The organism is Crenothrix sp., from assembly GCF_043729335.1.
Classification (GTDB): Bacteria; Pseudomonadota; Gammaproteobacteria; order Methylococcales; family Methylomonadaceae; genus Crenothrix.
Map to the genome: position 1 here is coordinate 148,084 of NZ_JAYTLQ010000042.1, position 26,789 is coordinate 174,872.

At 44.7% G+C, this 26,789-nt stretch carries 24 protein-coding genes and 1 other RNA gene; 22 read left to right on the forward strand and 3 right to left on the reverse strand.

The window, feature by feature from the left end; genetic code table 11:
• The first annotated feature begins 272 nt into the window (after window positions 1-272).
• Genes ACHZC4_RS09835 through ACHZC4_RS09850 form a run of 4 tightly spaced genes read left to right on the forward strand, consistent with a single transcriptional unit; the run spans window position 273 to window position 5,097 of the window.
• The gene (locus tag ACHZC4_RS09835) at window positions 273-959 is read left to right on the forward strand and encodes a DUF4956 domain-containing protein (RefSeq protein ID WP_394753662.1); all 687 of its coding nucleotides are present in this window, start codon (window positions 273-275) and stop codon (window positions 957-959) included.
• 10 nt (window positions 960-969) lie between these two features.
• A complete protein-coding gene (locus tag ACHZC4_RS09840; protein ID WP_394753663.1) occupies window positions 970-2,931 on the forward strand; it encodes an HlyD family secretion protein in 1,962 nt (653 codons plus the stop codon).
• A gap of 2 nt (window positions 2,932-2,933) precedes the next feature.
• Complete coding sequence (locus tag ACHZC4_RS09845; protein ID WP_394753664.1) at window positions 2,934-4,247, forward strand: hypothetical protein; 1,314 nt, start codon at window positions 2,934-2,936, stop codon at window positions 4,245-4,247.
• Window positions 4,248-4,254: 7 nt separating this feature from the next.
• Window positions 4,255-5,097, forward strand: coding sequence for a VTC domain-containing protein (locus ACHZC4_RS09850; protein ID WP_394753665.1), 843 nt, complete (start codon window positions 4,255-4,257; stop codon window positions 5,095-5,097).
• Between the two features lie 45 nt (window positions 5,098-5,142).
• Here the strand turns inward: ACHZC4_RS09850 and uvrD are convergent, their stop codons facing one another.
• A complete protein-coding gene (gene uvrD, locus ACHZC4_RS09855) occupies window positions 5,143-7,353 on the reverse strand; it encodes a DNA helicase II (RefSeq protein WP_394753666.1) in 2,211 nt (736 codons plus the stop codon).
• Between the two features lie 125 nt (window positions 7,354-7,478).
• Between uvrD and ACHZC4_RS09860 the strand changes: the two genes are divergently transcribed.
• From ACHZC4_RS09860 to ACHZC4_RS09925, 14 genes are all read left to right on the forward strand, one after another.
• Window positions 7,479-8,018, forward strand: coding sequence for a YceD family protein (locus ACHZC4_RS09860; protein WP_394753667.1), 540 nt, complete (start codon window positions 7,479-7,481; stop codon window positions 8,016-8,018).
• A complete protein-coding gene (gene rpmF / locus ACHZC4_RS09865) occupies window positions 7,999-8,181 on the forward strand; it encodes a 50S ribosomal protein L32 (protein ID WP_394753668.1) in 183 nt (60 codons plus the stop codon). Before ACHZC4_RS09860 ends, rpmF begins: the two co-directional genes overlap by 20 nt.
• An 85-nt stretch (window positions 8,182-8,266) precedes the next feature.
• Window positions 8,267-9,295: a phosphate acyltransferase PlsX gene (gene plsX / locus ACHZC4_RS09870; RefSeq protein WP_394753669.1), complete on the forward strand. Its 1,029-nt coding sequence runs from the start codon at window positions 8,267-8,269 to the stop codon at window positions 9,293-9,295.
• Window positions 9,292-10,260, forward strand: coding sequence for a beta-ketoacyl-ACP synthase III (locus ACHZC4_RS09875; RefSeq protein ID WP_394753670.1), 969 nt, complete (start codon window positions 9,292-9,294; stop codon window positions 10,258-10,260). Before plsX ends, ACHZC4_RS09875 begins: the two co-directional genes overlap by 4 nt.
• 8 nt (window positions 10,261-10,268) lie before the next feature.
• On the forward strand, window positions 10,269-11,219 hold the full coding sequence (fabD, locus tag ACHZC4_RS09880) for an ACP S-malonyltransferase (protein WP_394753671.1): 951 nt from the start codon (window positions 10,269-10,271) through the stop codon (window positions 11,217-11,219).
• Window positions 11,212-11,940, forward strand: coding sequence for a 3-oxoacyl-ACP reductase FabG (fabG, locus tag ACHZC4_RS09885; RefSeq protein WP_394753672.1), 729 nt, complete (start codon window positions 11,212-11,214; stop codon window positions 11,938-11,940). Before fabD ends, fabG begins: the two co-directional genes overlap by 8 nt.
• A gap of 146 nt (window positions 11,941-12,086) precedes the next feature.
• Complete coding sequence (acpP, locus tag ACHZC4_RS09890) at window positions 12,087-12,323, forward strand: acyl carrier protein (protein WP_394753673.1); 237 nt, start codon at window positions 12,087-12,089, stop codon at window positions 12,321-12,323.
• A gap of 94 nt (window positions 12,324-12,417) precedes the next feature.
• Complete coding sequence (gene fabF / locus ACHZC4_RS09895) at window positions 12,418-13,662, forward strand: beta-ketoacyl-ACP synthase II (protein WP_394753674.1); 1,245 nt, start codon at window positions 12,418-12,420, stop codon at window positions 13,660-13,662.
• 21 nt (window positions 13,663-13,683) lie between these two features.
• The gene (gene pabC / locus ACHZC4_RS09900; RefSeq protein ID WP_394753675.1) at window positions 13,684-14,538 is read left to right on the forward strand and encodes an aminodeoxychorismate lyase; all 855 of its coding nucleotides are present in this window, start codon (window positions 13,684-13,686) and stop codon (window positions 14,536-14,538) included.
• On the forward strand, window positions 14,528-15,538 hold the full coding sequence (mltG, locus tag ACHZC4_RS09905; RefSeq protein WP_394753676.1) for an endolytic transglycosylase MltG: 1,011 nt from the start codon (window positions 14,528-14,530) through the stop codon (window positions 15,536-15,538). The genes pabC and mltG overlap by 11 nt, the downstream gene beginning before the upstream one ends.
• Before the next feature lie 2 nt (window positions 15,539-15,540).
• The gene (gene tmk / locus ACHZC4_RS09910; protein ID WP_394753691.1) at window positions 15,541-16,170 is read left to right on the forward strand and encodes a dTMP kinase; all 630 of its coding nucleotides are present in this window, start codon (window positions 15,541-15,543) and stop codon (window positions 16,168-16,170) included.
• The gene (locus ACHZC4_RS09915; protein ID WP_394753677.1) at window positions 16,167-17,156 is read left to right on the forward strand and encodes a DNA polymerase III subunit delta'; all 990 of its coding nucleotides are present in this window, start codon (window positions 16,167-16,169) and stop codon (window positions 17,154-17,156) included. Before tmk ends, ACHZC4_RS09915 begins: the two co-directional genes overlap by 4 nt.
• Window positions 17,157-17,164: 8 nt before the next feature.
• On the forward strand, window positions 17,165-17,515 hold the full coding sequence (locus ACHZC4_RS09920) for a PilZ domain-containing protein (RefSeq protein WP_394753678.1): 351 nt from the start codon (window positions 17,165-17,167) through the stop codon (window positions 17,513-17,515).
• Between the two features lie 15 nt (window positions 17,516-17,530).
• Window positions 17,531-18,304, forward strand: a complete 774-nt coding sequence (locus ACHZC4_RS09925; protein ID WP_394753679.1) for a TatD family hydrolase — start codon at window positions 17,531-17,533, stop codon at window positions 18,302-18,304.
• Window positions 18,305-18,470: 166 nt separating this feature from the next.
• Here the strand turns inward: ACHZC4_RS09925 and ACHZC4_RS09930 are convergent, their stop codons facing one another.
• Window positions 18,471-20,819 carry a DNA translocase FtsK gene (locus ACHZC4_RS09930; protein ID WP_394753680.1) on the reverse strand — a complete coding sequence of 783 codons (2,349 nt, stop codon included), beginning with the start codon at window positions 20,817-20,819 and terminating at the stop codon, window positions 18,471-18,473.
• Window positions 20,820-21,045: 226 nt separating this feature from the next.
• Here ACHZC4_RS09930 and ACHZC4_RS09935 point away from each other — a divergent pair, with 226 nt between their 5' ends.
• Both ACHZC4_RS09935 and ACHZC4_RS09940 read left to right on the forward strand, forming a co-directional pair.
• A complete protein-coding gene (locus ACHZC4_RS09935) occupies window positions 21,046-21,531 on the forward strand; it encodes a low molecular weight protein-tyrosine-phosphatase (RefSeq protein WP_394753681.1) in 486 nt (161 codons plus the stop codon).
• Window positions 21,532-21,560: 29 nt separating this feature from the next.
• Entirely contained in the window at window positions 21,561-22,280 is a 720-nt protein-coding gene (locus ACHZC4_RS09940) for a dienelactone hydrolase family protein (protein ID WP_394753682.1), read from the forward strand.
• A gap of 27 nt (window positions 22,281-22,307) precedes the next feature.
• Here ACHZC4_RS09940 and recC read toward each other — a convergent pair whose 3' ends face one another.
• Window positions 22,308-25,424 (reverse strand): exodeoxyribonuclease V subunit gamma, encoded by a 3,117-nt coding sequence (gene recC, locus ACHZC4_RS09945; protein ID WP_394753683.1) that lies wholly within the window; start codon window positions 25,422-25,424, stop codon window positions 22,308-22,310.
• A 234-nt stretch (window positions 25,425-25,658) separates the two neighbouring features.
• Between recC and ssrA the strand changes: the two genes are divergently transcribed.
• Window positions 25,659-26,046: a transfer-messenger RNA gene (ssrA, locus tag ACHZC4_RS09950) on the forward strand.
• A 162-nt stretch (window positions 26,047-26,208) separates the two neighbouring features.
• Window positions 26,209-26,789, forward strand: a 581-nt coding sequence (locus ACHZC4_RS09955; protein ID WP_394753684.1) for a tyrosine-type recombinase/integrase, incomplete at its 3' end; no start/stop codon positions are given.

The following is a 26,789-nucleotide window of genomic DNA, read 5'->3' on the forward strand; positions in this document are numbered from 1 at the left end:
GCTGTAAATATATTTGACATTATTAAAAATAGCTTGCGCTTTACCATTGAAATATTAAAATATGATGACAGCGCATCTAAAATACCGCCGATGCCCATTCCAGCTTCCACATATTAACGACCTTGTTTAGTGTAATTGCGGGGCTAAGCTGGTAAAAACTCATTTAAATCCAAGAATTGCAAACGCTCGGCGGCAATGCTTTTTTATAAGCATATTAGTGTCGTAGTAGTTTTATTGAGATTTTTTATCACAACCATCATGTAAGGATCTTTATGTTTGACGCCATAACCGTCCAAACTGCGGCTGAAAATGCCAGCATTTGGACGTTAATATTTACTATTCTATTGGCGTTTGTGTTATCCACACTGTTGGCGTATGTTTATCAAAAAACCTTTAGAGGCTTATCGTATTCGCGTAACTATGTGCAATCGATTGTATTAATTTCAATTATTGCCGCAGTAGTTATTCAGTCGGTGGGCGATAGCATGTCACGTGGTATAGGCATTATGGCCGCCATGTCTATCATCCGGTTTAGAACCAATTTTAAAGATCCGCGCGACACTTTGTTTATGTTTGCATCACTTGCTGAAGGGATTTCCTGTGGCGCTTATGCCTTCCCGGTTGCCATTACCGGAACAATAGGTTTCGCCTTGGCTACCATTATTTTGTACTACTCGCCGCTAGGCCCTAACAGTTATTTTGACGGTATGCTCAGATTTAATTTACCCACCACCCACAATGAAGACAAAAAACAGCTAGAAATTTTGCTGGATAAATATTGCCGCGCTTTTGCACTGGTAACCCTGAGAGAAATTGCCCAAGGCCAGCGCCTGGATTATGCCTACCATATTAAATTACGCAAAAAAATGAGTTATGACAACTTTATGATCGAACTGAAAACCATTAAAGAACTCCAAGGATTGAGTTTGATGATGCAAGAAGCAACTGTTGACTTATAAGGGAATTGGGATGAAAAAAGCAATACTGCCTATATTTTGGATTTTAGCCATGATTGGCATCTTCGAATTAGCCGATGCCTTTAACCGTAAATCTGAGCATTTTTTCGGTATCGCGGATAATCGCGAGCAAAATATCAGCTTTCAATACCCTGTTGAAATCATCCAGACACTCGCATTAGAAGGTGAAGATGTTAGCCAAGGCATGTCTATACTGGAAGTCAAGCGCCATGATTTAGTGTCAAACCAAAATACTCTGGATGAGCAAATCAAAAAACTTAAGCTGGAAAAAAATGAAGCACAGCAGACCATCACCAGCCAAATTGAAAGTTTAGTTGCTAACAAACAATCCACATTAGCAGATATAGATCAAAAAATTCATGAGGTTGAGGCGCGATTACAGCTGATACAACACAATAAAATGCTTGCTGAAAGCATTTCTGGAACACGTATAGCCCAAGAAACGATCGCATCAGAAACACTTGAAATTGCCGATCTGCACAAAAAAAGTCACTATGCGGCTGAAGCCATACAAGCGGAAATTAATAATTTAACCCGGCAACTGAATGCAACACGCAGACCGGTCGATGCCCAAATTGCTGAGCTGCAAGGCAATAAAACCGAATTGCAGCGGCAAAATAAAAGCCTAACCGTTAATGCCCAATTTAATGGCCGCATAGGCAGCATTCATTTTAAACCCGGCGATCTGGTGGCCGCATTTCAACCAATTATGACTGTAAATAGCGCAACACCCACCAATGTCAAAGGTTTTATTCAGGAAAATATTCTTAACGAAGTTCGCATAGGCCAAACAGTTTGGGTAAAATCAATTACACTTAATCACGATGAGCCCCCCCTTGAAGGTGTTGTGGAAAGCTTAGGCAACCGTATTGTCGAATACCCGGAACGCATTAAAAAAGATCCGTTGATCAATGCTTGGGGCCGGGAAGTCGTGATACGGCTCACAACCAAAAGCTCACTGCTTTTTGGCGAAAAAGTTGATATTTTTTTAAACCAAAAGGAAGCGCCATTTCAATGGTTAGCCTTAATTGGGAAGGTTCATGCCGGAGCTCCAGATGCGCGTAAGGCGACACCCTTAAATGTACTTACTACTGCCAACCCTACTATTAATATGAAAAACATAGAAGCCTCCGCATTGCTGTGGAATCCTAAAGAAAGCCATTATTTATTGCTTAGCGATGAGCAGGATGGAGATAAGCCTGGCATTTTTATATTAGACAAAAATGCCGCGGTAACGGACAAATTAGTCATGCAAGACGACATCTCGATTGATGACCTGGAAAGCATCAGCACCGATGGTGAGTATATTTACGTCAGTAGCTCACTGTCTTATAATAAAAATGATGAATTAAAATCCAAACGTAAAAAACTATTGCGCTTTAAATATCAACATAACCAAGTCAGCACACAACAAGAAATTGATTTGTTTGATGTGTTAACCGCAATCAAAGACCAGCAACCCGAATCTAAAGTAGCCACTTTTTTAACGCAAGCCATGAGTGACCACAGTATTGATATTGAATCGCATTTTGTTAAAGATAATGCTCTGTATCTGGGTTTTAAAGCACCTTTTATGGATGGCTCCTCCGCTGTCATCCTTAAACTGAATAACGTTGAAGCTATTTTTGCAGGTAAAGACACAGCTGCCGAGGTGTGGCAAACCATTGCCTTAAAAGATCCCAACACCGGTGAGCCCACACAATTATCGGATATGGTGTTAGTGGATGATAAGCTGTTCTTGTTAAGTGTGGCACGGACATCGGCAAAAAATAGCTATTTGTGGCGTGTTATGCTTAAAGACAACAGCCTTAAAAACCTGACGCATTTTCCTGATGTTAATGCTGAAGGTATTACCTATCGCCCTGATACAACCTCGCTTGTTGTCGTCTTTGATGAAGGCAAAAACAACATTTCAAAATATCAAAAGCTTACATTAGACGGTGTTGCACAGTAACCATGAATTTAAGGCTATTTTTGATTGCACTGATACTCTTCAGTGCCCTCCCACCTGTATCTGCAACCGAATTACCTGCCATTAACACATTTCTACTGGCGGCACAGACTGAATATGACAATGTTAACGCCACTCGCAAGGGTATTCCTGAGCTCAACGGCTTAAGTTCCTGGATTGAAGAATCCCAGGTTCGCGTGAATGTCGCTGATGAAAACCAACCTGCCGACTTAAACAAAGGCATCTCCGATGTGTACACCAAAACTTACGGCATTCGGGTAAAGCCCAAAGCATGGGGGCAACGGGATGCCGAACAAAAAATTCTGCAACTACGCTCGCACCAGGAAGATGCTCTTTACAATGAATCCTTAAATACCGAATTAAACCGACGTTACAACCTGATACTGGAACTTATTGCACAACGTAACCAGACGGATTTTTTACTGGAATCGGATGCCTTATTGAACAAGCAAGTGCAATTGAATCGCAGCTTGGTTAATAGCACTGAATTTAATGAAGAAAACCTATTGGATGTTGAAATCGCTTTTGAGCAAACCAAAGACCTCGTTGATTTAAATGTGCGCCGGTTGCATGATTTACAAAGCCAATTAAAAATGCCAGCCGACAGCAAAGAAACCTTAATGACGGCAAACAATGCTCTGGATTGGCTAATTTCTGTACCACAAATGTACGGCATCATGTCTCAAGCCATTGAACCCCAGCAGATTCCTGAGGTTATTAAATCTCGCCTGAATTTGGAACAAGCCAAAGCTGAAAACCAACATAAAAAATCCACGCAGCAATTAGGCATAAATTTACTTAGATTTCAGGTGGATGACAGTGATGACCCTAAAAAAGACCTAAAACTGGGTTTTTTGGTAGGCGTGAATATTCCGTTAGGCTCAGAAAATTTTCAAACCACTGAAACCCGCCATGATATGTATGACGCCCATTTTAAGCTCCATGACAGCACGTATACGACCGCACAAGGCCTTGATGAAAAGCGTACCAAAATGAAATGGCTGTTGGAAGAATGGCAAGTAACGCAAAAACAAATGGATAAACTCAACGCCCGTTTAGAAAAAGACTACGCGAAATCCAACCCGCAATTGGCACTGGCCTTACATATTGAACACGCCAAAAAGCTTAAAGAATTATTGGATATACACCAGGAGGCACTCACGCTTTATGTCAGCTACCTGACCATTGCCGGACAATTAACCGCACAGCCACTGCGTAATTGGCTGCATGCCAAAATACCCACATTACAAACGGCGACGCCCCAAAAAATAGCACCTCGCCCACGTACCCAGGGTTAAATCGACGATGTCCAAGATTAATTTACTGCCACCGGTACTGGAACGTTATGAACTGAAATACCAAATTCCCTGGTCTTATGTTGAACCCATCAGTGACTTCATCAGCCTGTATTGCGATTTAGATGCTTTTTCCGTTAAGACCAAGGCAGATAATTATTTTTATAAAGTGGGTAGCTTGTACTTTGACTCCCCGGGCTATGAGTTTTTAAAGCAGCGCATAGGCGGCAAGGAAATACGCTTTAACATGCGTACCCGTTTTTACGGCGATGGCGACAAAGGCCCTTATTTTCTGGAAGTCAAACACCGCACCGGCGCGTCTGGCGTGGTCACCAAATACCGCGCTACGGCAGAAGCACATCAATGGCCTTGTATCTTAACTGACCCTGCATTTCGGCCACCTGAATCTGATGCTCACGATGAAAAAACCAACAAAGAGCTATTTTTACGTTTAGCGACCACTTATGCCATTGAACCGAAAATATTAACTACTTACCGTCGACGGGCTTTTTTTTCTACCATAGACGAATACTCACGGGTGACCATGGATGTCCACATGAAATATCGTGTTCAGGATGACTATAATCTTCTTACCACCTACGGCATGACCCATTATGACAACGAAACTATTTATGCCACCAACACGAAAAGTGGCGATGCCAGCGTAGTGCTGGAACTGAAGTGTCTGGTCGGTGAAGTGCCTTACTGGATGCTGGATTTAATTCGCACCTTTGAACTACAACACAGCGGTTTTTCCAAATATGCCAGCGCCACGCTGGTTTCGCATTTTGATAATGGCGATTGGTTTATGCCACTGGATCGGCAGTCATACTTTGATCTTTTGGATGACTAACGCTGCGGCATAAAATAAACCTCAGCATTTAATGTCTTTTAACAGCTACAAAGCATCCAGCTTGGCATAAGCCAGCATCAGCCACTTAATACCCAGTTGCTTAAAATTAATCTGCACCCGTTCCTGATCACCCGTGCCTTCTGTTTGCAATATCACCCCTTCGCCAAATTTAATATGGCTTACGCGCTGCCCTAAACCGTATTGGCCGGCTGTTTGCAAACTAGCAGATTGAGATTTAATAGCGGTAACCGGACGACTCACCTCGGCACGTAGCCGCACTTCCTGAATACATTCAGCGGGTATCTCACGTAAAAACCGTGACGGCCTGGGGTAGCTTTCGCGCCCGTATAACCGCCGGGATTCTGCATAACTCAAGTACAAATACTGCATCGCACGGGTAATGCCCACATAACACAGGCGGCGCTCTTCCTGTAAACGCCCGACATCATCAAGCGATTGCTGGGACGGAAACAAGCCTTCTTCCAAACCCACCAAAAAAACCAGTTTAAATTCCAGACCTTTGGCTGAATGCAAGGTCATCAATTGTACGCATTCATCAAAATCGTCGGCCTGCATATCGCCAGATTCCAAGGTCGCATACGCCAGGAACATATCCAGCTCACTGAGGTTTTCCATGCCCTCAAGATTACTATCAAAATCAAACAATCGTGCTGCATTGACCAATTCTTTTAAATTTTCTACTTTTTCATCACCCTTATCGGCTTTTTCTTTTTCATGGAATTCAATCAAGCCAGTTTTTTCAATCACCAACTGCACTTTTTCGTAAAGTTCCAAGCCTTCGGCCAGTTGATCCAGGTTTTTAATCAGCTGCGCAAAAGTCAGCAAAGCATTGTTTGCCCGTGCTGCCAAATGCCCCTGATCCAGCAATACCAACATCGCCGACCACATTGATATAGCCAATTCCCGCGCTATAGTGCGCATATCTTCCAGGCTTTTCGCACCGATGCCACGGGTTGGGGTATTGATAACGCGCTCAAATGACGCATCATCATGGCGATTGGCAATCAAGCGTAAATAAGCCAGCGCATTTTTAATTTCCGCCCGCTCAAAAAATCGCAAACCACCATAAACCCTGTAAGGAATAGCGGCGGTCATTAAGCGTTCTTCAAACTGGCGCGATTGCGCATTAGAACGGTACAAAATAGCCACATCGCTATATTTACCCCCGTCATTGAACCAGGATCGGATACGTTCAACCACAAAATAAGCTTCATCCTGCTCATTAAATGCCGCGTATAAAGCAATAGGATCACCATCAGCCGAAGCCGTCCACAGCACTTTACCCATCCGGCCTTCGTTGTTAGCCACTACCGCATTCGCAGCCTTAAGAATCATGCCGGTGGAACGGTAGTTTTGTTCCAGCTTGACCACTTGATGATCTGGATAGTGCTTTTGAAAACTATAGATATTTTCAACTTTTGCACCCCGCCAACCGTAAATAGATTGGTCGTCATCCCCGACCACAAAAATATTATCCTGACCTTGCGTTAATAGCCGCAACCACGCATATTGTATGGTATTGGTATCTTGAAATTCATCAACATGAACCTGATTAAAACGTTGCTGATAAAATCTCAGCACATCAGGATTATCACGCAGTAATTCATAGGCACGCAGCAGTAATTCGCCAAAATCAACTAACCCTGAACGCTCGCACAACGCTTCATAAGCCTGATAAATCTTTAACAGGTTTTGCTCATACAGATCATAACCGGCAACACAATCTTTGGCTCTTATGCCTTCATCTTTCTGGGCATTGATATACCACTGCACTTGCCGAGGCGGCCATTTGTCTTCATCCAGATTTAACGTTGCCAGCAAGCGTTTAATTAACCTTAACTGATCAGCGCTGTCCATTACCTGAAAAGTTTCCGGCAATTTTGCCTGTTTGGCATGGCTACGCAATAAGCGATGCGCGATGCCATGAAAAGTCCCTATCCACATGGCGCGTGAAGAGACATGCAATAAGTTTTCAATTCTGCCGCGCATCTCTTTGGCGGCTTTATTGGTAAAAGTCACCGCCAAAATACTGTGCATTGACACTCCCATTACTTGAATTTGCCAAGCAATACGATGCACCAAAACCCGCGTCTTACCGCTACCTGCACCGGCCAAAACCAGTACCGACTGTGATGGTGTAGTCACTGCCTGGCACTGCGCGTCATTCAAAGTGTTAATAAGGGCTTTCACTCCCTCATTTTTCGCGGCGGTTGTCGCGTTAATATTACTGCTCACGGCTGTTTATACCTCTAAAAATTACCCAAAATAATAAACTTATCGCCTACTTTACCACTAACTATAGCGTCGGGGTACTTCGTTGGTTTGACGCATGTTCAGTTTCCATATATCATTATCAAGTTATGTTATATCGATTACCTGAATATATAGATCCTTTGCAACTTGCCGATAACCGTGGCGAGCTAAAAGGACAAATACCCGTAAGCGAACTGGATCGCTTAAATGATCTGCTGATAGCCGACACCGGCTCTGTGACAGTAGCGCTTTTTTTTGGCCGCGAAGGACGCCTTCCCAAAATTGAAGGTACGCTGGAAACAGAATTAAACCTGTGTTGCCAAAACTGTTTACAAGCTGTAGCCTGGCCTGTTAAACACACCGTAAAACTCGGCATTGTCAAGACCATAGAGCAGGCGGACAGACTACCCGAAGACTTTGAACCCTTGTTAATTACCACTGACACTGTATTTCTCAAAGAAATTATCGAAGACGAATTATTGCTAACTTTGCCTACGTACCCTAAGCACCCCTATGATTGTTTGGCTTTACACAAAGACATTAAAAACAGTGATACAGACACGGGGCAAGCGCATAAAAAAAACCCTTTTTCCATTTTAGCTAACTTAAAAAATACTGGAGATTTAAATGGCAGTACCAAAAAGTAAAATATCACGTTCAAGACGTGGACAACGTCGTTCACACGATGCATTAACCGCAAAAGCATTATCTCAGGATGCCATTACCGGTGAAACACATTTGCGTCATCACATGACCCCGGATGGTTTTTTCAAAGGTCGTCAAATCGTCAACAATACTGACGACGAATAACAATCATTCCTTAGCTTTAGAATGATGGACAGCCGAATCTAACTGATTCGGCGTTTTTAAAATACTTCAGGAGTCATTCGTAAGCGTGAGCCTAACAATTTCTATTGATGCAATGGGCGGGGATTTTGGCCCAGCAGTGACAATACCCGCATCACTGGACTGCTTAAAAGACAACGCAGAACTGACGCTCATTTTGGTGGGTGATGAAACAGTTATCCAGCAACATTTGTCACAACTCCCCCACGACTATCAAGATCGGCTGATCATCCGGCATGCCTCCCAGCGCGTGGAAATGGATGAGTCGCCCTCTAAGGCGTTAAAAAACAAAAAAGATTCATCAATGCGTGTCGCTATCAATCTGGTGCGTGACGGCCAGGCGGATGCCTGTGTCAGCGCAGGTAACACCGGCGCTTTAATGGCTACGGCCCGTTTTGTTTTAAAAATGATACCCGGCGTTGATCGCCCTGCGATTATTTCAACCTTGCCGTCTACCTTAGGCCATACCCATGTCCTTGATCTAGGCGCCAACGTGGATTGCACCGCCGAACATTTGTTTCAGTTTGCCGTCATGGGCAATGAACTGGTCAAGGCCGTTGAAAATATTGAAAATCCAAAAGTGGGTTTGCTCAATATTGGCGAAGAAGATGTCAAAGGTAATGAGCAAGTGAAAGCGGCCGCCAAACTGCTGGAAGGCTCGCATTTAAATTATATCGGCTATGTAGAAGGCAATTCTCTCAACGCCGGTACTATTGCCGTTGACTTGATTGTCGCTGACGGCTTTGTCGGCAATGTTGCGCTTAAATCCATAGAAGGCGCCGCTAAAATGATCAGTACCGCATTGAAAGCGGCATTTTCAAAAAACTTGTTGACCAAATTGGTCGGATTAATTGCCTATCCTGTGCTGAAATCTTTTAAAAACCGTATAGATCCACGACTATACAATGGCGCCAGTTTTCTAGGCTTGCGCGGGTTGGTGATTAAAAGCCACGGTGGCGCTGACAGCTTGGCGTTTAAAACCGCCATAAAACTAGCTGAAATTGAAATTAAAAAAGACGTGATACGCAAAATTAGCGAACAAATTGAAAAAACCTTGGCGATAAGGAAAATCGCATGAAGCGTTATGCACGAGTTATCGGCACGGGGGGTTACTTGCCGGAAGAAGTTCGCACCAATGAGCACATTTCGCAAATGGTCGACACCTCTGACAGCTGGATTTTTGAGCGCACCGGCATCAAAAGCCGCCGGATTGCAGCATCCCATGAGACAGCATCCAGCATGGCCGAAGCCGCTGCCAGACAAGCGATTGCCGCCGCTCAAATCGATCCTGAACAGATTGATATGATTATTGTTACCACGGGCACACCCGATCGTGTTTACCCGAGTACAGGATGCCTGTTACAAAAACGCTTGGGCATTAAAAACTGTGTTGCCTTTGATGTACAAGCGGCATGCTCTGGCGCTATCTTTGCCTTAAGCATTGCTGACCAATATATTAAATCCGGTGCCGCACAAAAAATCCTGGTGGTCGGCACTGAGCTGTGCTCGCGGATTACCGACTGGACAGATCGCGGTACTTGCATTTTATTCGGTGATGGTGCTGGCGCAGTTTTGCTGGAAGCCACTGATAAACCCGGCATTCTTTCAACTCATATTCATTCCGACGGTGAATATGAAGATCTACTCTATTGTCCAAATCCTCAAGCAGCAGTCCCTGAAAATTCCGATGCAGCGGGTTTTATTCAAATGCGCGGCAACGAAGTGTTTAAAGTGGCTGTTAACACCTTAGGTCGTATTGTGGATGAAACATTGGAAGCCAATAATTTGCAAAAATCGGATGTTGATTGGTTAGTGCCTCACCAAGCAAATATTCGTATTCTCGCTGCTACCGCTAAAAAATTAAACATGTCGATGGATCAGGTTATTGTGACGATTGAAGGCCAAGGTAACACTTCGTCTGCATCAGTGCTGCTCGCCTTTGACGAAGGCGTGCGTGATGGCCGTATACAACGCGGGCAAATTGTATTATTGGAAGCCTTTGGCGCAGGTTTTACCTGGGGTTCCGCCCTAATCAGATATTAATCAAACTCATGACCCAAATACTCAATAATCTAGCCTTCCTCTTCCCTGGCCAAGGATCCCAGTCTGTCGGCATGATAACAGAGCTGGCCAATAGCCATCCTGAAGTGCGTCAGCTTTTTGCTGTCGCCTCCGATGTTTTAGGCAAAGATCTGTGGCAACTCGTTTCAGAGGGCCCTGCGGAAGAACTGAATCAAACCCATAACACCCAACCTGCCCTATTAGCGGCTGGCGTTGCCCTATGGCAAGTCTGGTGCAAACAAAGCACACTCCGTCCCGCCTGGTTTGTAGGCCATAGCCTGGGTGAATATACGGCATTAGTGTGTGCAAACGCCCTGTCTTTTGAAGACGGCATCAAGCTGGTTGCACAACGGGGATTGTTGATGCAGGAAGCCGTGCCCGCTGGCATCGGTGCCATGGCGGCTATTTTAGGGCTGGATGACACACAAGTCATCGAAATTTGCGTAATAGCCGCTGAAAACGAAGTGGTTTCTGCCGTTAACTTTAATTCGCCCGGACAAGTGGTTATTGCCGGTAATGTCGCCGCCGTTGAACGCGCCATGCTTGCCGTTAAAGCTGCTGGCGCTAAACGTGCTGTGCTTTTACCCGTGAGCGTGCCGTCGCATTGTGCCTTAATGCTGCCTGCGGCAGAGAAGCTGGATAGCTATCTACAAAACACCGCCTTTCGTACCCCTGAAATTCAGTTGGTACACAATGTCGATGTCGCTACCCACAGCGACCCTGCAAGCATTCGCCTAGCATTAAAACAACAGCTTTATCAACCGGTTCGCTGGGTTGACAGCATTAAATTTATGTCCGAACAAGGTGTGAACCGCTTTGTTGAATGTGGCCCTGGCAAAGTGTTGATTGGCCTTAATAAACGCATCGTCAAAGAAGCCGAACACTTCACTTTTTATGATACTGACACCTTAAACAATGTAATGGAGCAACTTAATGACTAAGCAAGTCGCTTTAGTAACCGGCGCTAGCCGTGGCATAGGCCGAGCAATCGCCGAAAAATTGGCCACTGACGGTTTTTATGTAGTGGGTACCGCCACTTCTGACGGCGGCGCCGAGGCAATCTCAACGTATTTAGGCGACAACGGCACCGGTTTAAAGCTGGATGTTTCAAATCCTGAATCGATTGCCCAAGTCATCAAAACCATTACCGATAGCGTTGGTACACCGACAGTATTGGTCAATAATGCCGGCATCACCCGCGATAACTTACTCCTGCGCATGAAAGACGATGAATGGGATGATATTATCAATACCAATTTAACATCGGTGTTCCGTATGAGCAAAGCCGTGCTGCGCGGCATGATGAAAGCCAAGACCGGACGAATTATTAATATTTCATCTGTTGTCGGTGCAACCGGCAACGCAGGTCAGGCTAACTATGCAGCGGCTAAAGCCGGCATGGTGGGTTTTAGCAAATCCATGGCCAAAGAAGTCGGCTCCCGTAATATTACTGTCAATACGGTAGCACCCGGGTTTATTGATACCGATATGACCAAAGAGCTCAGTGATGACATTAAAAACACGCTGTTAGCGTCCATTCCGTTGGCTCGATTGGGGCAGGCACAAGAAATTGCCCACGCGGTTTCTTTTTTAGCCTCTGAAGGCGCTGCTTACATAACAGGTGAAACCCTGCATGTAAACGGTGGTATGTTCATGGCTTAATATTGTGACATTATTGCAATATCAAGTATAATTCCCCCGCCGCCTGGGATTGCCAGAGACGGGGTTTCTAGTAAAACTAATTACAATACCCTTGTGAGTATCACGCTAACCACTGATTGAGCTTACATTGTTTGAGGATAATAATTATGAGTAATGTTGAAGAACGAGTAAAAAAGATTGTTTCAGAGCAATTAGGCGTAAAACCAGAAGAAATGTCTAATGAGTCCTCTTTTGTTGACGATCTTGGTGCTGATTCACTGGATACCGTTGAACTTGTCATGGCTCTTGAAGAAGAATTTGAATGTGAAATTCCAGACGACGAGGCTGAAAAGATAACCACAGTTCAAGAAGCTATTGATTACGTAAAGGCTCACGTTTCTTAAGCTGAATTAGTAGTGGATGAAATTTTTTCATCCACTATTATGTAACACCCTCTTTATCATTCTCTTTTATTTGTTTTTCCTACGGTACACTACATTGAGTAAACGTCGAGTTGTAATAACTGGATTGGGGGCAATCACCCCACTGGCTAATACGGTTGCAGAAACTTGGGATGGTATTATCAATGGCAAAAGCGGAATAAGCGCAATAGACTCCTTTGATATTTCTCCTTTCGCAAGCACCTTTGGTGGTGTTATCAGAAATCTGGATATTAACCAATACATTCCTGATAAAGACGCCAAACGTATGGATGGTTTTATCCACTACGGTATTGCAGCAGGCTGTCAGGCGATTGACGACTCCGGCATTGAAGTCACCGAAGCCAATGCCGAGCGTATTGGTGTGGCTATAGGGGCAGGTATTGGCGGCATTACCGGCATTGAAGAATGTTATGCCACTTATGAAAAAGGTGGCCCACGCAGAATTTCCCCATTTTTTGTACCTGGCAATATTATCAACATGATTTCGGGTAATTTGTCGATCAAATACGGCTTAAAAGGCCCGAATTTCGCGATTGTTACTGCCTGTGCAACGGGAACCCATAATATTGGCGATGCCATGCGCATGATCCAATACGGCGACGCCGACGTTATGGTTGCAGGCGGCGCAGAACGCTGCACATCATCACCTACCGCAATGGGTGGTTTTGCCTCAGCCAAAGCCTTGTCACGCCGTAATAATGATCCGCAAGCGGCAAGCAGGCCTTGGGATAAAGATCGGGATGGCTTTGTATTAAGTGATGGCGCAGGGGTTGTGGTGCTAGAAGAACTCGAGCATGCTAAAGCCCGTGGTGCACAAATTTATGCCGAAGTCATTGGTTACGCCATGAGTGGCGATGCTTACCACATGACCAGCCCTGCCCCAGGCGGTGAAGGTGCAGCACGTTGTATGCGCAATGCCTTGCGTGATGCGGGGCTCAATGCAGACGCTATTGATTACATCAATGCGCACGGCACCTCAACACCTGCTGGCGATATTGGCGAAACACAGGCCATGAAAGCGGCCTTAGGTGAACACGCTTATAAAGTTGCCGTCAGTTCAACAAAATCCATGCTCGGCCACATGTTGGGCGCAGCGGGTGGTATTGAAGCAGTATTGTCGGTATTAAGTATTCAAGACCAGGTTGCACCACCGACTATTAATTTGGACAATCCAGATCCTGAATGCGATTTGGACTATGTACCCAATGTCGCCAGAAATATGAAAATAGATATTGCCATGTCCAATTCCTTTGGCTTTGGTGGTACTAACGGAACGTTAATATTTAAACGTTACCTCTAATGCTCAACCCCTCTGCTCGCCATGATTCTGGTAAACGGTGAATACAAGACACATATTCCAGTTACCGATCGTGGCTTTCAGTATGGCGATGGATTATTTGAAACCATAGAAGTTAGGCGCGGACAAGCCGTATTTCTCGACCAACATATAAATCGCCTGTATCAAGGCTGTTTAAAGCTACACATCCCCGCCCCTAGCCTTGAAGTTCTGCGTTTTGAAATAACAGCATTGTGCAACAAATTCAACACATCCCCGGAAAATACGGGGGACTGCATCCTTAAAATCATCATCACCCGAGGTTCTGGCGGACGAGGCTACCGTCAACCCGACAGCATTGAACCTACCCGCATCATCAGCGTGCATCCCTGGCCTCATTACCCTCAAGACTATGCCAAGCAAGGTATTAGCGCGCGTATTTGCCAAACCCGTGTTGGTTTAAATCCATTATTAGCAGGTATTAAACACTTAAATCGTCTGGAACAGGTGATGGCGCGTGCCGAATGGCACGATCCTGATATCCAGGAAGGTTTTATGCTGGATATTAACGGGCATATTATCGAAGGCACCATGAGCAATATTTTCTTTGTTAAAGACGGGACGTTACATACGCCGATATTGTGTCATTCCGGTATTGCTGGCATTATTCGTGGCATTATTATTGAGCTGGCTCACCGCAACCACCTTGCTATATCGGAACATTTATTTTTTACAGAGGTGTTATTGTCAGCTGATGAAATTTTCATTACCAACTCCATCATCGGTATATGGCCGGTCAAACAACTTGAAACACATTCCTATCCAATAGGTTCGTTAACCCAACAACTGCAAATTTGGCTGGATCAATTCAAAAAACAACAGGACGACCATGCGTTATAAAATTTTAGTGGGCCTATTACTGCTGTTAACCATTACGGGTACATGGTCCTGGACGACCTACCAAAATGCAAGGCAGGCGCAGGTAATTCCAGGTGAGCAAATCACTATCGAAATAAAAAAAGGTGATTCTTTTGACACGATAACCCGTAAATTAATCGCCAAAAATGTCAATATTACACCCCTGTGGTTTAAAATTATTGCCTTGCAACAAAAAGCGACTACAAAAATTAAAATCGGTGAATACGACCTTAAAGGTGGCATGACAGTACCGGAACTGTTGGCCGTACTGGTAACAGGAAAACCGCGGCAGTATTCCATCACGTTCCCTGAAGGTTGGGCATTTAAAGAAATTTTGCAGGAAATCGCTAAAAACCCCAATCTTGAACACACCTTGGCTGATAACACAATCGATTACCCTAACTTAATGTCGACATTAGGCGCGACGACCCAGCATCCTGAAGGATTATTTTTTCCTGATACCTATTTCTTTGAAAAAAATACCACCGATATTGCTTTGCTCAAGCGTGCTTACGATAGAATGCAAATTGTATTGGCTGAAGAATGGAATAATAAAGCAGCCGATTTGCCGCTAAAATCGCCGTATGAAGCGCTGATTCTTGCCTCCATCGTCGAAAAAGAAACCGGTGCAAAAACTGAAAGACCAACGATTGCCGGTGTTTTTACCCGCAGGCTTAAAACAGGTATGATGCTGCAAACCGATCCAACCGTCATCTACGGTATGGGCGATAATTATAAAGGTAATATAACCCTTAAAGACCTACATACCGCAACGCTTTATAATACCTACACCATAAAAGGCCTGCCGCCTACGCCGATTGCTTTACCTGGTCGTGATGCCATAGCGGCGGCTCTGCACCCTGAAGCCGGTGACAGTTTGTATTTTGTAGCGCGTAGCGATAATTCAGGTACACATATTTTTTCAGCATCGCTAAAAGACCATAATTCAGCGGTAGATACTCACCAAAGGAACAAAAATTGACTGTGCTACCTGGGAAATTTATCACTTTTGAAGGCGGCGAAGGGCTCGGTAAAACCACCAATCTTCCCTTTATACAAGATTATCTACAACGCCGTAACATTAAGGTTGTCAGCACCCGTGAACCCGGCGGCACGCCACTTGCGGAAAAAATACGCCAGTTACTGCTTAATACCGAGGGTGAAAACCTCTCCGAACACACCGAGTTATTGCTAATGTTCGCCGCACGCTCGCAGCATATCACGCACGTTATCAAACCCGCTTTAGCACAAGGCCACTGGGTATTATGTGATCGCTTTACCGATGCCAGCTATGCTTATCAAGGCGGAGGACGTGGCATAAACACAGATACCATCGCCTGGCTGGAACAGTGTGTACAAGGTGAATTAAGACCGCATTTAACGTTATTATTTGACGCTCCTGTAGAAGTCGGCATGACGCGTGCAGCGCAAAGAGGCGGAAAAGCAGATCGTTTTGAAGCAGAAAAACTCAATTTTTTTGAACAGGTGAGACAAGCTTACTTAACACGCGCCCAGCAAGATGCTAAACGTATCAAAATCATTGATGCACAGCAATCGTTATTAGCAGTGCAACAAGCACTTATTACAATAATTGACGAACTGCTACCAACATGAATACATCAATGCCAATATTACCTTGGCAACAGCAAAACTGGGCGCATTTACAGCGTTATGTGCAGCAAAATCGCATCCCACAAGCGTTACTGTTTATGGGTAATAAGGGTCTTGGCAAGCAGCAATTAGCCGATCAATATGCTGCTGCTCTGCTGTGCAAAACAACTGACAATGATGGCCGCGCTTGCGGACACTGCCAAAGTTGCTTATTGATTAACGCGGGAACACACCCTGATCTTTTGCACGTTGTACCTGAAGAAACCGGAAAAAATATCACCATTGCCCAGATTCGAAATTTAATAGTCAAGCTGAGTTTAAAACCTCAATTTGAACGCTATCGGATGGTAATTATCAACCCTGCTGATGCAATGAATAACGCCGCCGCGAATGCCTTTCTGAAGTGTTTGGAAGAACCTAACGAGCGTACCTGTATGATTTTGATTACCGATAAGCCCAGTCGTTTACCGGCCACCATTATCAGTCGCTGTCAAAAACTCACTATTACAGCGCCCGATAAATCCACCCTGCTGGACTGGTTAAAACAAAATAACATCCACGATGATCTTGACGTATTATGCAATTTGACTAAAGGTGCGCCATTACTTGCGCAACAGGTTGTTACCGATCAACATATTCCCATTCGCAGCGAATGCTTTAAGCAATGGACAGCAATCGCAAAACGCCAAAATCATCCGGTAATCGTTGCTGAACAATGGCTTGGTGCACCGGAATCTGCGTTATTATTTTGGTTAATCAGCTGGGTAATGGACTTAATAAAATGCGTTTATTCGGTTCAACCCGAATATTTATACAATCCGGATTTAAGTAAAGCCTTGCAAGAACTTGCAGGACAACTAGAATTAAGAGGTCTGTATAGCTTATATGATTTGCTGCTTCTCAGCCAACAACGCATAACTACGCAAATTAACAAACAATTACTGCTGGAAGAAATTTTAATCAGCTGGTCAAATCTTAATCTTAAATAGAAGCAACTATGGCAGAACAAACACCCAGACAAGGCATTCTATCCCTTGCAATAAAAGACAAAAGCACCCTATACGCTGCTTACATGCCTTTTGTGGCCAACGGCGGGTTATTTATCCCCACCAGCCGAGACTATGAGATGGGCCAAGAGGTCTTTATGTTACTTAACCTCATGGAAGAACCCGAACGCTTACCGATTGCCGGTAAAATTATTTGGAAGACACCGGTAGGTTCAGGCAGTTATCGTGCCTGCGGTGTAGGCGTCCAATTTAGCGACCAAGACGGAGGGATGGCGCGTAATAAAATAGAAAACTATTTGGCTGGCGCACTGACTTCCGACCGTTCCACCCACACTATGTAACTTATTGAACTTATAATGCTTATAGACTCTCATTGCCATCTGGATCGTATTGATCTGGCGCCTTACCAAAATGATTTTTCATGCTTCATGGACGAAGCCACCCACAGCAAAATTGAACACTTGCTGTGCATTGCGATTGATCTTGAAAATTATCCCGCCATGCTGGATTTAATTGACGGTTTCCCGCAAATATCGGCAACCGTTGGCGTACACCCTAATACTCAGGATTGCCATGATCCTAGCGTTGATGAGCTGGTTGGTTTAGGACAAAATAAACGGGTGATTGGCATAGGAGAAACCGGACTGGATTATTTTCGTAGTGAGGGCGATTTAGAGTGGCAACAGCAACGCTTTAGAAACCATATCCGTGCGGCTAAACTACTAAAAAAACCGCTTATTATCCATACCCGCGAAGCCAAAGAAGATACCTTAAGAATTCTTGCTGAAGAAAATGCCGGTGAAGTGGGCGGTATCATTCATTGTTTTACCGAAGACTGGGCGTTTGCCCAAAAAGCCATGGATTTGAATTTTTATATTTCTTTTTCCGGTATTGTCACGTTTAACAATGCCAAAGAAATTAAAGACACGGCAAAAAGAATGCCGGCAGATCGTTTTTTAATTGAAACGGACTCGCCGTATTTGGCACCTGTACCGTTTCGAGGCAGAACCAACTATCCTACCTATGTGCGCTATGTTGCTGAACATATTGCAGAACTACGCGGCACTACAGTGAATAAAATCGCGGATTTATCCACTGAGAATTTTTATACCTTGTTTAAGTTTAACTAATTATTTTAGCTACCAAGACGGGACACTTTAAAAAGCCGTTCGTGGTGAAATTGTCGAACCATGAACAACAAACCCTTCGACAAGCTAAGCGCGAACGGATGTCCCGTCTTAAATTGGTAGCCATTCATTAGCTTATATCGCCGCATTTAGGAATAATGTTAAATCATTAATCCCTAACCGGCGCTGGAGCCAGCACCACACGTGAACCATTAGACTCAGCACCGCTGACAACACCGGCCGCCTCCATTTCTTCAATCATGGTCGCCGCACGGTTATAACCAATTTTAAATTTGCGTTGAACACTGGATATAGACGCTTTACGGGTCTCGGTAACAAAAGCCACCGCCTGATCATATAACGACTCGCCTTCCGAACCACCACCGCTAAAACTACCACCCGCACTAAAACCGTCATTACTGTCAGAGGCTTCACGGGTAATAGCTTCCAGATAATTAGGTGGCGCAGTTTGTTTTAAAAACTCAACCACGCGGTGAACTTCATGGTCATCAACAAACGCACCATGCGCGCGTATGGGTATACTCGTCCCCGAAGGCAAAAACAACATATCACCGTTACCCAATAAAGCTTCCGCACCGCCCTGATCCAAAATAGTACGTGAATCAATACGCGATGACACCTGAAAGGAAATACGCGTTGGTACGTTAGCTTTAATCAAGCCAGTTAACACATCTACTGATGGCCGCTGTGTGGCCAATATTAAATGTATCCCGGCGGCTCTGGCCTTTTGCGCTAAACGGGCAATCAGCTCTTCCACTTTTTTACCAACAATCATCATCATATCGGCTAATTCGTCGATGACAATAACAATGCTGGGTAATGTTGATAAAGTAGGGTAATCCTCGCCATCTTCTAACGGGTTAACCATTTGAAACATGGGATCGCGGATCGCTTCACCGCGTGCTGCCGCTTCTTCAATTAAAACATTAAAACCGGCCAGATTTCTAACGCCCATTTTGGACATCAGCTTATAACGCCGTTCCATTTCGCCCACTGCCCAGCGCAAGGCATTACTGGCCTCTTTCATATCAGTAACGACAGGCGTTAACAAATGCGGAATACCTTCATACACCGATAATTCCAACATTTTCGGGTCTATCATAATCATACGCACTTGTTCTGGCGTAGCCTTATACAGCAAGCTCAAAATCATGGTATTAATAGCGACGGATTTACCAGAACCGGTAGTACCGGCAACCAGCGCATGGGGCATCTTGCTCAGATCAGCCACCATCGGTATACCAGAAATATCTTTGCCCATCGCCAACGTTAACAACGATTTTGCTTTTTCAAACGGTGCAGAAACCAACAATTCGCGCAAAGTCACCATTTCCCGCTCGCGATTAGGGATTTCCAGACCCACAACCGATTTGCCCGGAATAATCTCAACGATACGTACACTGGTTACCAACAACGCCCGCGCCAAATCCTTAGACAAGGTACTGATTCTACTAACCTTAACGCCTGCGGCAGGCTGTAATTCAAACCGGGTAATCACAGGTCCTGGATGAAAACCCACCACGGTTACTGCTACATTAAAATCGGCAAGAATAGCCTCAACCAAACGCGACATATCCTCAAGTTCAGCTTGTGTATAGCCTTTAACGCGGGTATCGCGATGGTCCAGCAACTCCAGGGAAGGCAATACCGACTGACCATCATTAAATTTGGCCCGAACCGGATTTTTTAAAGGCTTAACACCGCTGTTTTTTTCTATGGTCACTTTTGTTGCGACGGCTGCTGTCGATTTAGCGACCAATTTTTCCACAAACTGCTCAACACGCGGCGGGGTAATGGTCGACAGTATTGACATTTTTGGGCTGGCTTTTTTTGCCGGTTTTTCTTGTTTAACCGGAGGTGGTGTGGCACGAACAGGCATTTGTAAATGCTGCTGCCAAAACGTTTTAGCGGCGCCACCACCGGTACGACACACCGATAAAGAATATCGGCCAATAAAATCAATGAACATAACCCAGGATAACCCTGTCGTCATGGTCACACCGGCTAACAATATGACAATAAGCAGTAAAGTTGCACCCGAGTTGCCGAGTAAAATTAACAAGGCATCACCAACTTCACGTCCGATGATTCCGCCGGTGCTGTCAGGTAGCTCTATACCTATGCGCAGAAAATACAAGGATAACAACGCGGTTGCCGCGATAATCGAGATTAGCGATCCTAGCCAAGGCAATGCCAACCAGATATTTCCCTTGGTTTTTTTATTTTGCTTATACAGCAGGTAGCCATGCCAAAAAAACAACACCGGAAACAAATACGCTACCAATCCAAAAAAACTAAGGCAAAAATCAGCCAGCCACGCACCCAACACTCCGCCCGCATTACGAACGATTTGCGTGCTGCCACTGTGTGTCCAGCCGGCATCCTCAATATTAAAACTGACCAAAGAAATCAAAAAAAACACCGCGCCGGCCACAAGACCAAACACAGCAACTTCGCGTAAACCACGAAACGTTTTTTCTTCCATTACGGCTGACATACTACAACCCAAAAATTAATTAACATTAGAAACATGATTATAGATCAATAATAATATATTTCACATTAAGGTTAAAAATCGACGCCCAATAATAACATCTAGTTTACGCCGACCGATAACAAACATTACATATTGATTTTTTCTGAGCCGGCACTGTCCATTTTTAATGCACTGGCGTTACAATGCGTTACTTCGATACCTTAGCTATTTTTAGCATTAAAATAACATGACAACAACTAACGTGCTTTTCGTCTGCATGGGTAATATTTGCAGATCCCCTACCGCCGAAGGTGTCTTTGCCAAACTCATTAAAGACCACCATGTTGACCAACATTTTATGATTGATTCAGCAGGCACACATGCCTACCACATTGGGGATGCACCGGATTTGCGTTCCCAAAAAGCCGCCAGTGATCGAGATGTTATCCTAAGCCATTTGCGCGCCCGAAAAGTCAACCGAGATGATTTTGAAAAATTCGATTTTATTCTGGCAATGGATGCCGAAAACCATGCTAATTTGCTGGCACTTTGCCCAGAACCTCATAAAAATAAAGTCCAATACTTTCTTGATTATGCACCGCAATTGGGCACGCGCGAAGTGCCTGACCCTTACTACGGCGGCAAATACGGCTTTGAAAAAGTCCTTGATATGATTGAAGCAGCTTCTTTGGGATTTTTAGCCCACGTAAAAAAAACAACTCGTGTAAAATAAATCCACCTCCGGCGAGCACAGAGAACACTATGGCAATCATTACAACTACAGCAAATTACCGCGACGGCGAAACCTTATTAGAGGCGCTTGTTGCCTACGATGATTCCTTGACCGATTACCGACCTGCGGTGCTAATCCACCCTACCTGGTCTGGCCGTGATGGTTTTGTCGCTAAAAAAGCCATACAGATTGCCGAACTGGGTTACGTGGGCATTGCTGTTGATCTCTATGGTAAAGGTGTTTTAGGATCTAGCCCTGAAGAAAACGCTGCGCTGATGCAACCTTTTATAGACGATAGATTGCTACTGAAACGACGGCTCATGGCCGCCTACCGCAACGCAAAAATAATGCCATGGGTAGATGGCCACGCTATGGCCGCTATCGGATTTTGTTTTGGCGGCTTATGCGCCCTGGATTTGGCTCGCTCCGGCATTGATATCAAAGGGGTAGTGAGTTTTCACGGTATGTTGCACGCACCGGATGACATCAAAACCCAGCCTATTAAAGCCAAAGTCCTGGTACTACACGGCAATGACGACCCACTTGCACCCCGTGAGGATGTTACCGCATTTGAACAGGAAATGACCGCAGCCGATGCTGATTGGCAATTACACGCCTATGGCAATACCGGCCATGCCTTTACTAATCCGGCACTGAATGACCGGGACAGTGGCTTTTATTTCCAGGCCAATGCTAATAGACGCTCCTGGTTGGCCATGCAAAATTTCTTGGCGGAAGTGTTTTCCTGATTTATTCCGTAGATATTGCATCTCTACTCATGAATCATTTTGATGCGTAACTTGCCATAACGGTAATAGAACGACTCTGCAAGATTGCTCAAATGCTGCGCCTAAAAGAGCATCTAGGTCGGTCACCGCGCCATATAAACGCTTAAGTGCTAGCTCATGAGGTTGATTAATGGCTTTAGCCAGTTGCGCCTTAGCCTTTTCCAACGCTTGCTCATCGGCATTAGCGCTGAATTTACTGGCTTGCTGTACGTAAGCTAAGGCCGCTTCTACAAAAAAAACATCAGGACGTTGCAGACCTTGCTGATAAAGATCAATCAACACTTCTAAGTAACTGTCTTGACAATATTCGGGCAACAACACAATATCGTCATCGGCACTGAGCAAAATCGTGGTTTGTGGCTGCAATCGATTGATAATTAAATGATGTAAGACTGCGCCCATAAAATCTTTACCTTTCAAGGCGGCGTAGCGGTAAAACAAACTGCCATTTTCGTAGCCATTGCCCAGTGTACCCACTAGACGATAATCGCCTACATTAATGTCAACCGGTACATCATCGACTTTTTCACCCAGTTGCAGCGCATTGATGCGCCCAACAAACTTATCGATAATATCGCCTTGCCGCTGCGCTTCCAACTCACCCATTACACCCGATAACCAGCGCCCTTGTGCTTGCAACTTAGTTACCGATAACAATTTGCCTTGCAGGCCTTGCTTTATACCCTGATTCAAACTGCCGTATTTATCCAGCGTATCCAGTACAAAATCCTCGCTTTCTTCCGGCTCAGACTCGATGCCATTCAAACGCACAGCTAATTGCCGTTGCACAAAAAATCGCTGTGGATGCTGAAAAAACCGGAATACATCAGTCAGCTCAATGACATTTTCTTCAGGGGTTATTAATGCGCCTTGCCACCATACGGCACGATCGGCTCTAGGCTGAGACAAGGCAAGCGCTGTAGCACAATCGGCTTCTGAAAAACTGTATACATCGCCCTCACCTTTAAAATAGCGCGCCGAAAACGCATGCAAAGGATGGTCAACAACAAGATCAGCAAGTTGATAACTATCGCGTAACACCTCCAGTAACTCGCTAACGACAATAGCCGGTGCAATACGATTATTGTGTTTAATCGATTGCCCAACATAAGTAATAATTAGCTGCTGCCTTGCCGACAATATAATATCCAAAAATTGATAACGATCCTCAGATCGCTGTAAGTTATCGCCTTTGCGGGTGTGTTGTGCGATTAAATCGAAGGTGGGGCGCTGATCGATACGGGGAAAATCACCTTCATTCATACCCAACAAAGCCATCACTTTAAACGGAATGCCGCGTATAGATTGCAACGAACAAAACGTTAGTTGTCCACGTAAAAAGCCGCTCCCTGCATCACGCTGCGACAGCGTATTCAGGCGATCTTGCAACCAGGCAATAACCACCTGCACATCAACGCATTCATGATGCACGCTCGCCAGTGCGGATAATTCCAGCAAACAGTCATTAAGTGGTTGACGCTCACTCACTTCAGATGCCATCAATAACTGATCAGCGTAGCCATACAACACAGCGCCCCAATCGGCCAATGCCATCGACTGCTTAAGCTGACTACTGGCATCAAACAGCAACTGTAAAAAATCATGCAGCCCACCTAAAGCCTGTGCCGACGAGCCTTCAATGTCTTTATAAGGCAATATTCCATCAACAAATTCACTGTCCTCGCCCAGCGCATAGCCCATTAACAACCTATCCAACGTTGCCTGCCAGGTGTTTTCAGCACAGGCGAACACGCCCAGTTCCTGCTTGTGTTCAGCGGATTGCCCCCAACGCACGCGGGTATCTTGCAACCAGTGCTTAATTAAGTCCAGATCGCTATCAGATAGATCAAAGCCCGGATAAATTATGGGCCGCTCCAATAAATCCAGCACAGCTTTCCAACCAAACCGACCCTGACTTAACTGCAAAAAATCAATAAAGGCATTAAACGCATGATGAGCTAACGATGCGCTATCAGCGACAATATGTTGAATATCGCCAAATACCGCAGAAATAAACGGCGCATAGTGCTTAATATCCGGCGACATGACAATAATGTCACGCAGCTCCAAGGCGGCATCTTGCTCCAAACATTTAAGCAACTGATTTTTTAACACCTCCACTTCACGCATCCGCGAATGGCAGGCATGAATACAGATAGAATCATCTTTAGCGAGCTTTTGTGCGCAGTACGCGGGGCTCAAAATATCGTTTTGTAACTGCTGCAAAATATTTTTGGTACTTTCTGTGTTTGTGCTATTGCCTAACTCATTGTTAAGCAAACCCCGTTCTAACAACATCTCCTGAAATTCATAACCTTGCTGACCCAAGCTAGTTAACAAAGGATGTTGCAAATGCCGCAAACTATGGGCTTGATCAGCTACATTCGACATTGGGTTGAACAAGAAAAAATGCAGCGGGCAATGACGGGATAAGGCTTGAAAAAAATCCAGCATGACCGGTGCCAGATGATGAATGCCGAAAATAAAAATGCGTTCCGGTAAGTGCGGAGTAAATTTTCCTGCTTCAGCATCATTAAGCTTGGCGATAACATTGCGCCATAACATGCCTTTATCTTGCTCGCCTAGCTGTACCGAAATACGTTGCCAAAGCGCCTTTTGCCAGCGCTCGGTTTCATTGTCATACAGCAATTGGTTTTGTTGCCATGCAGCCATCATATCCGGGCGCAATATTTGATATTGATCAAAAATCTGTGCCAGTTTACGCGCCAATTGATAACGTTTTAACGCGGTATTTTCGCCAGCTAAATACTGGGTTATTGCGTTAAATTGGCTTCCGTGAAGATCATCACGTAATAGGTTTTCAATACGCCACAACAGGGCATCGCGATCAAATACAGCATCATTTAAGCGGCTGTTTATTTTTTGGACCATCGTATTAAAGAATTTATCACCCACTAAAAACTGATAATTTCCCCATACCTTCAACTGGCTGGCCAGTTGTTGCGATAACCAGCGTTCCATACTTGGCTGCTGAACCAGGAACACTTCTTTTTCAAAAAGTGATGATAAGGGCTGATCTTTAATTACCGTGACTAAATTGGCCAACAGCGTTTCAGTTTTATGGGAACTATAGAGAGAAAACATAGAGTTTGGGCACAGTTAATTAGCCCAACATGATACGTCATTCAATCGAGTAAGGTTTATTATCCTGAAAAAACCGTGGGTACATTTTTGCAATGTAGTGGGACACGGTGGCTCTTTAAGGTAATTCCGAAAAGCAAAACAACTTAGTGTGCATTATTGTGTTTTAGCGGGTAGCCAAAAATATTTTGAAATATCATGGCCAGTCATTATTTTTCGGTTATAATCATAACCCAAGGGGGCGACATGGCTTCGACGTGGGTAGCAAAACCTTGAGTGCATGCCGAGGACTGTACACCTCGTAAAATCTACAGAAAAAAAGTATTCGCAAATGACGAAAACTACTCAATGGCATTAGCTGCTTAAACACAGCACCATTCCTTTGACCATCTGTGCTTATGCGGGTGGAGTTCTTAAGCCTTAGGGTAGCGGAACGCTCAGAGGTCATATACATAAGATCGCGCTGAAATCTGTCCGGTGTGGATGCGCAAAAACCTTACGGAATCGCTGGTGATTTTCTTGGCTCGTCGGGTAGTCATCGGTTAAACTAAAAGAACGAGATAAGCATGTAGACCTTGTGGCAGAGTGCTTGCGGACGCGGGTTCAATTCCCGCCGCCTCCACCAAATGAAGATTCGAAGAGATTCAACGAAGTACAAAAACCCTTTCAGCTTCTGGCTTTAAGGGTTTTTTTATGTCCAATGAAGTACAACGATATTCGTTTACATCCAATATTATTGACGGTATAAATGACGGTACAACCTCCCCCACTACAACCTTATACCGTCATGAGCATAACCGATACCGCCATAAAGAACGCTAAACCCACTGATAAACAATACAAACTGACAGATAACAACGGCATGTATTTATTGGTACATCCGAACGGATCAAAATACTTTCGGCTGGATTACCGCTTTGACGGCAATCGAAAAACATTGGCCTTGGGTGTCTATCCAGACGTTACTTTAAAACAAGCCCGTGAAAAACTTGATACCGTCAAAAAACAAATTGCTGACGGTATAGACCCAAGCGAGAACCGGAAAGCCGTTAAATCATCGAAAGCAGCCAGCGCAACAAACAGCTTTGAAGTAATAGCCCGTGAATGGGGATTGAAGAAAGTTGATACATGGGCGGATAAGAACAACCGATCAAAGCGCATGTTAGAACGGAACATTTTCCCGTGGCTTGGCAATACACCCATTACCGATATTAATCCTATGGCCATATTGGAGTGCTTAAGACGTGTTGAAGATCGGGGCACTATTGAGACAGCGCACAGGGTTTTACAGATCGTGGGGCAGGTTTTCAGGTACGCGGTGGCCACTGGCAGAACCGAACGGGACATTACACCGGATTTAAAAGGCGC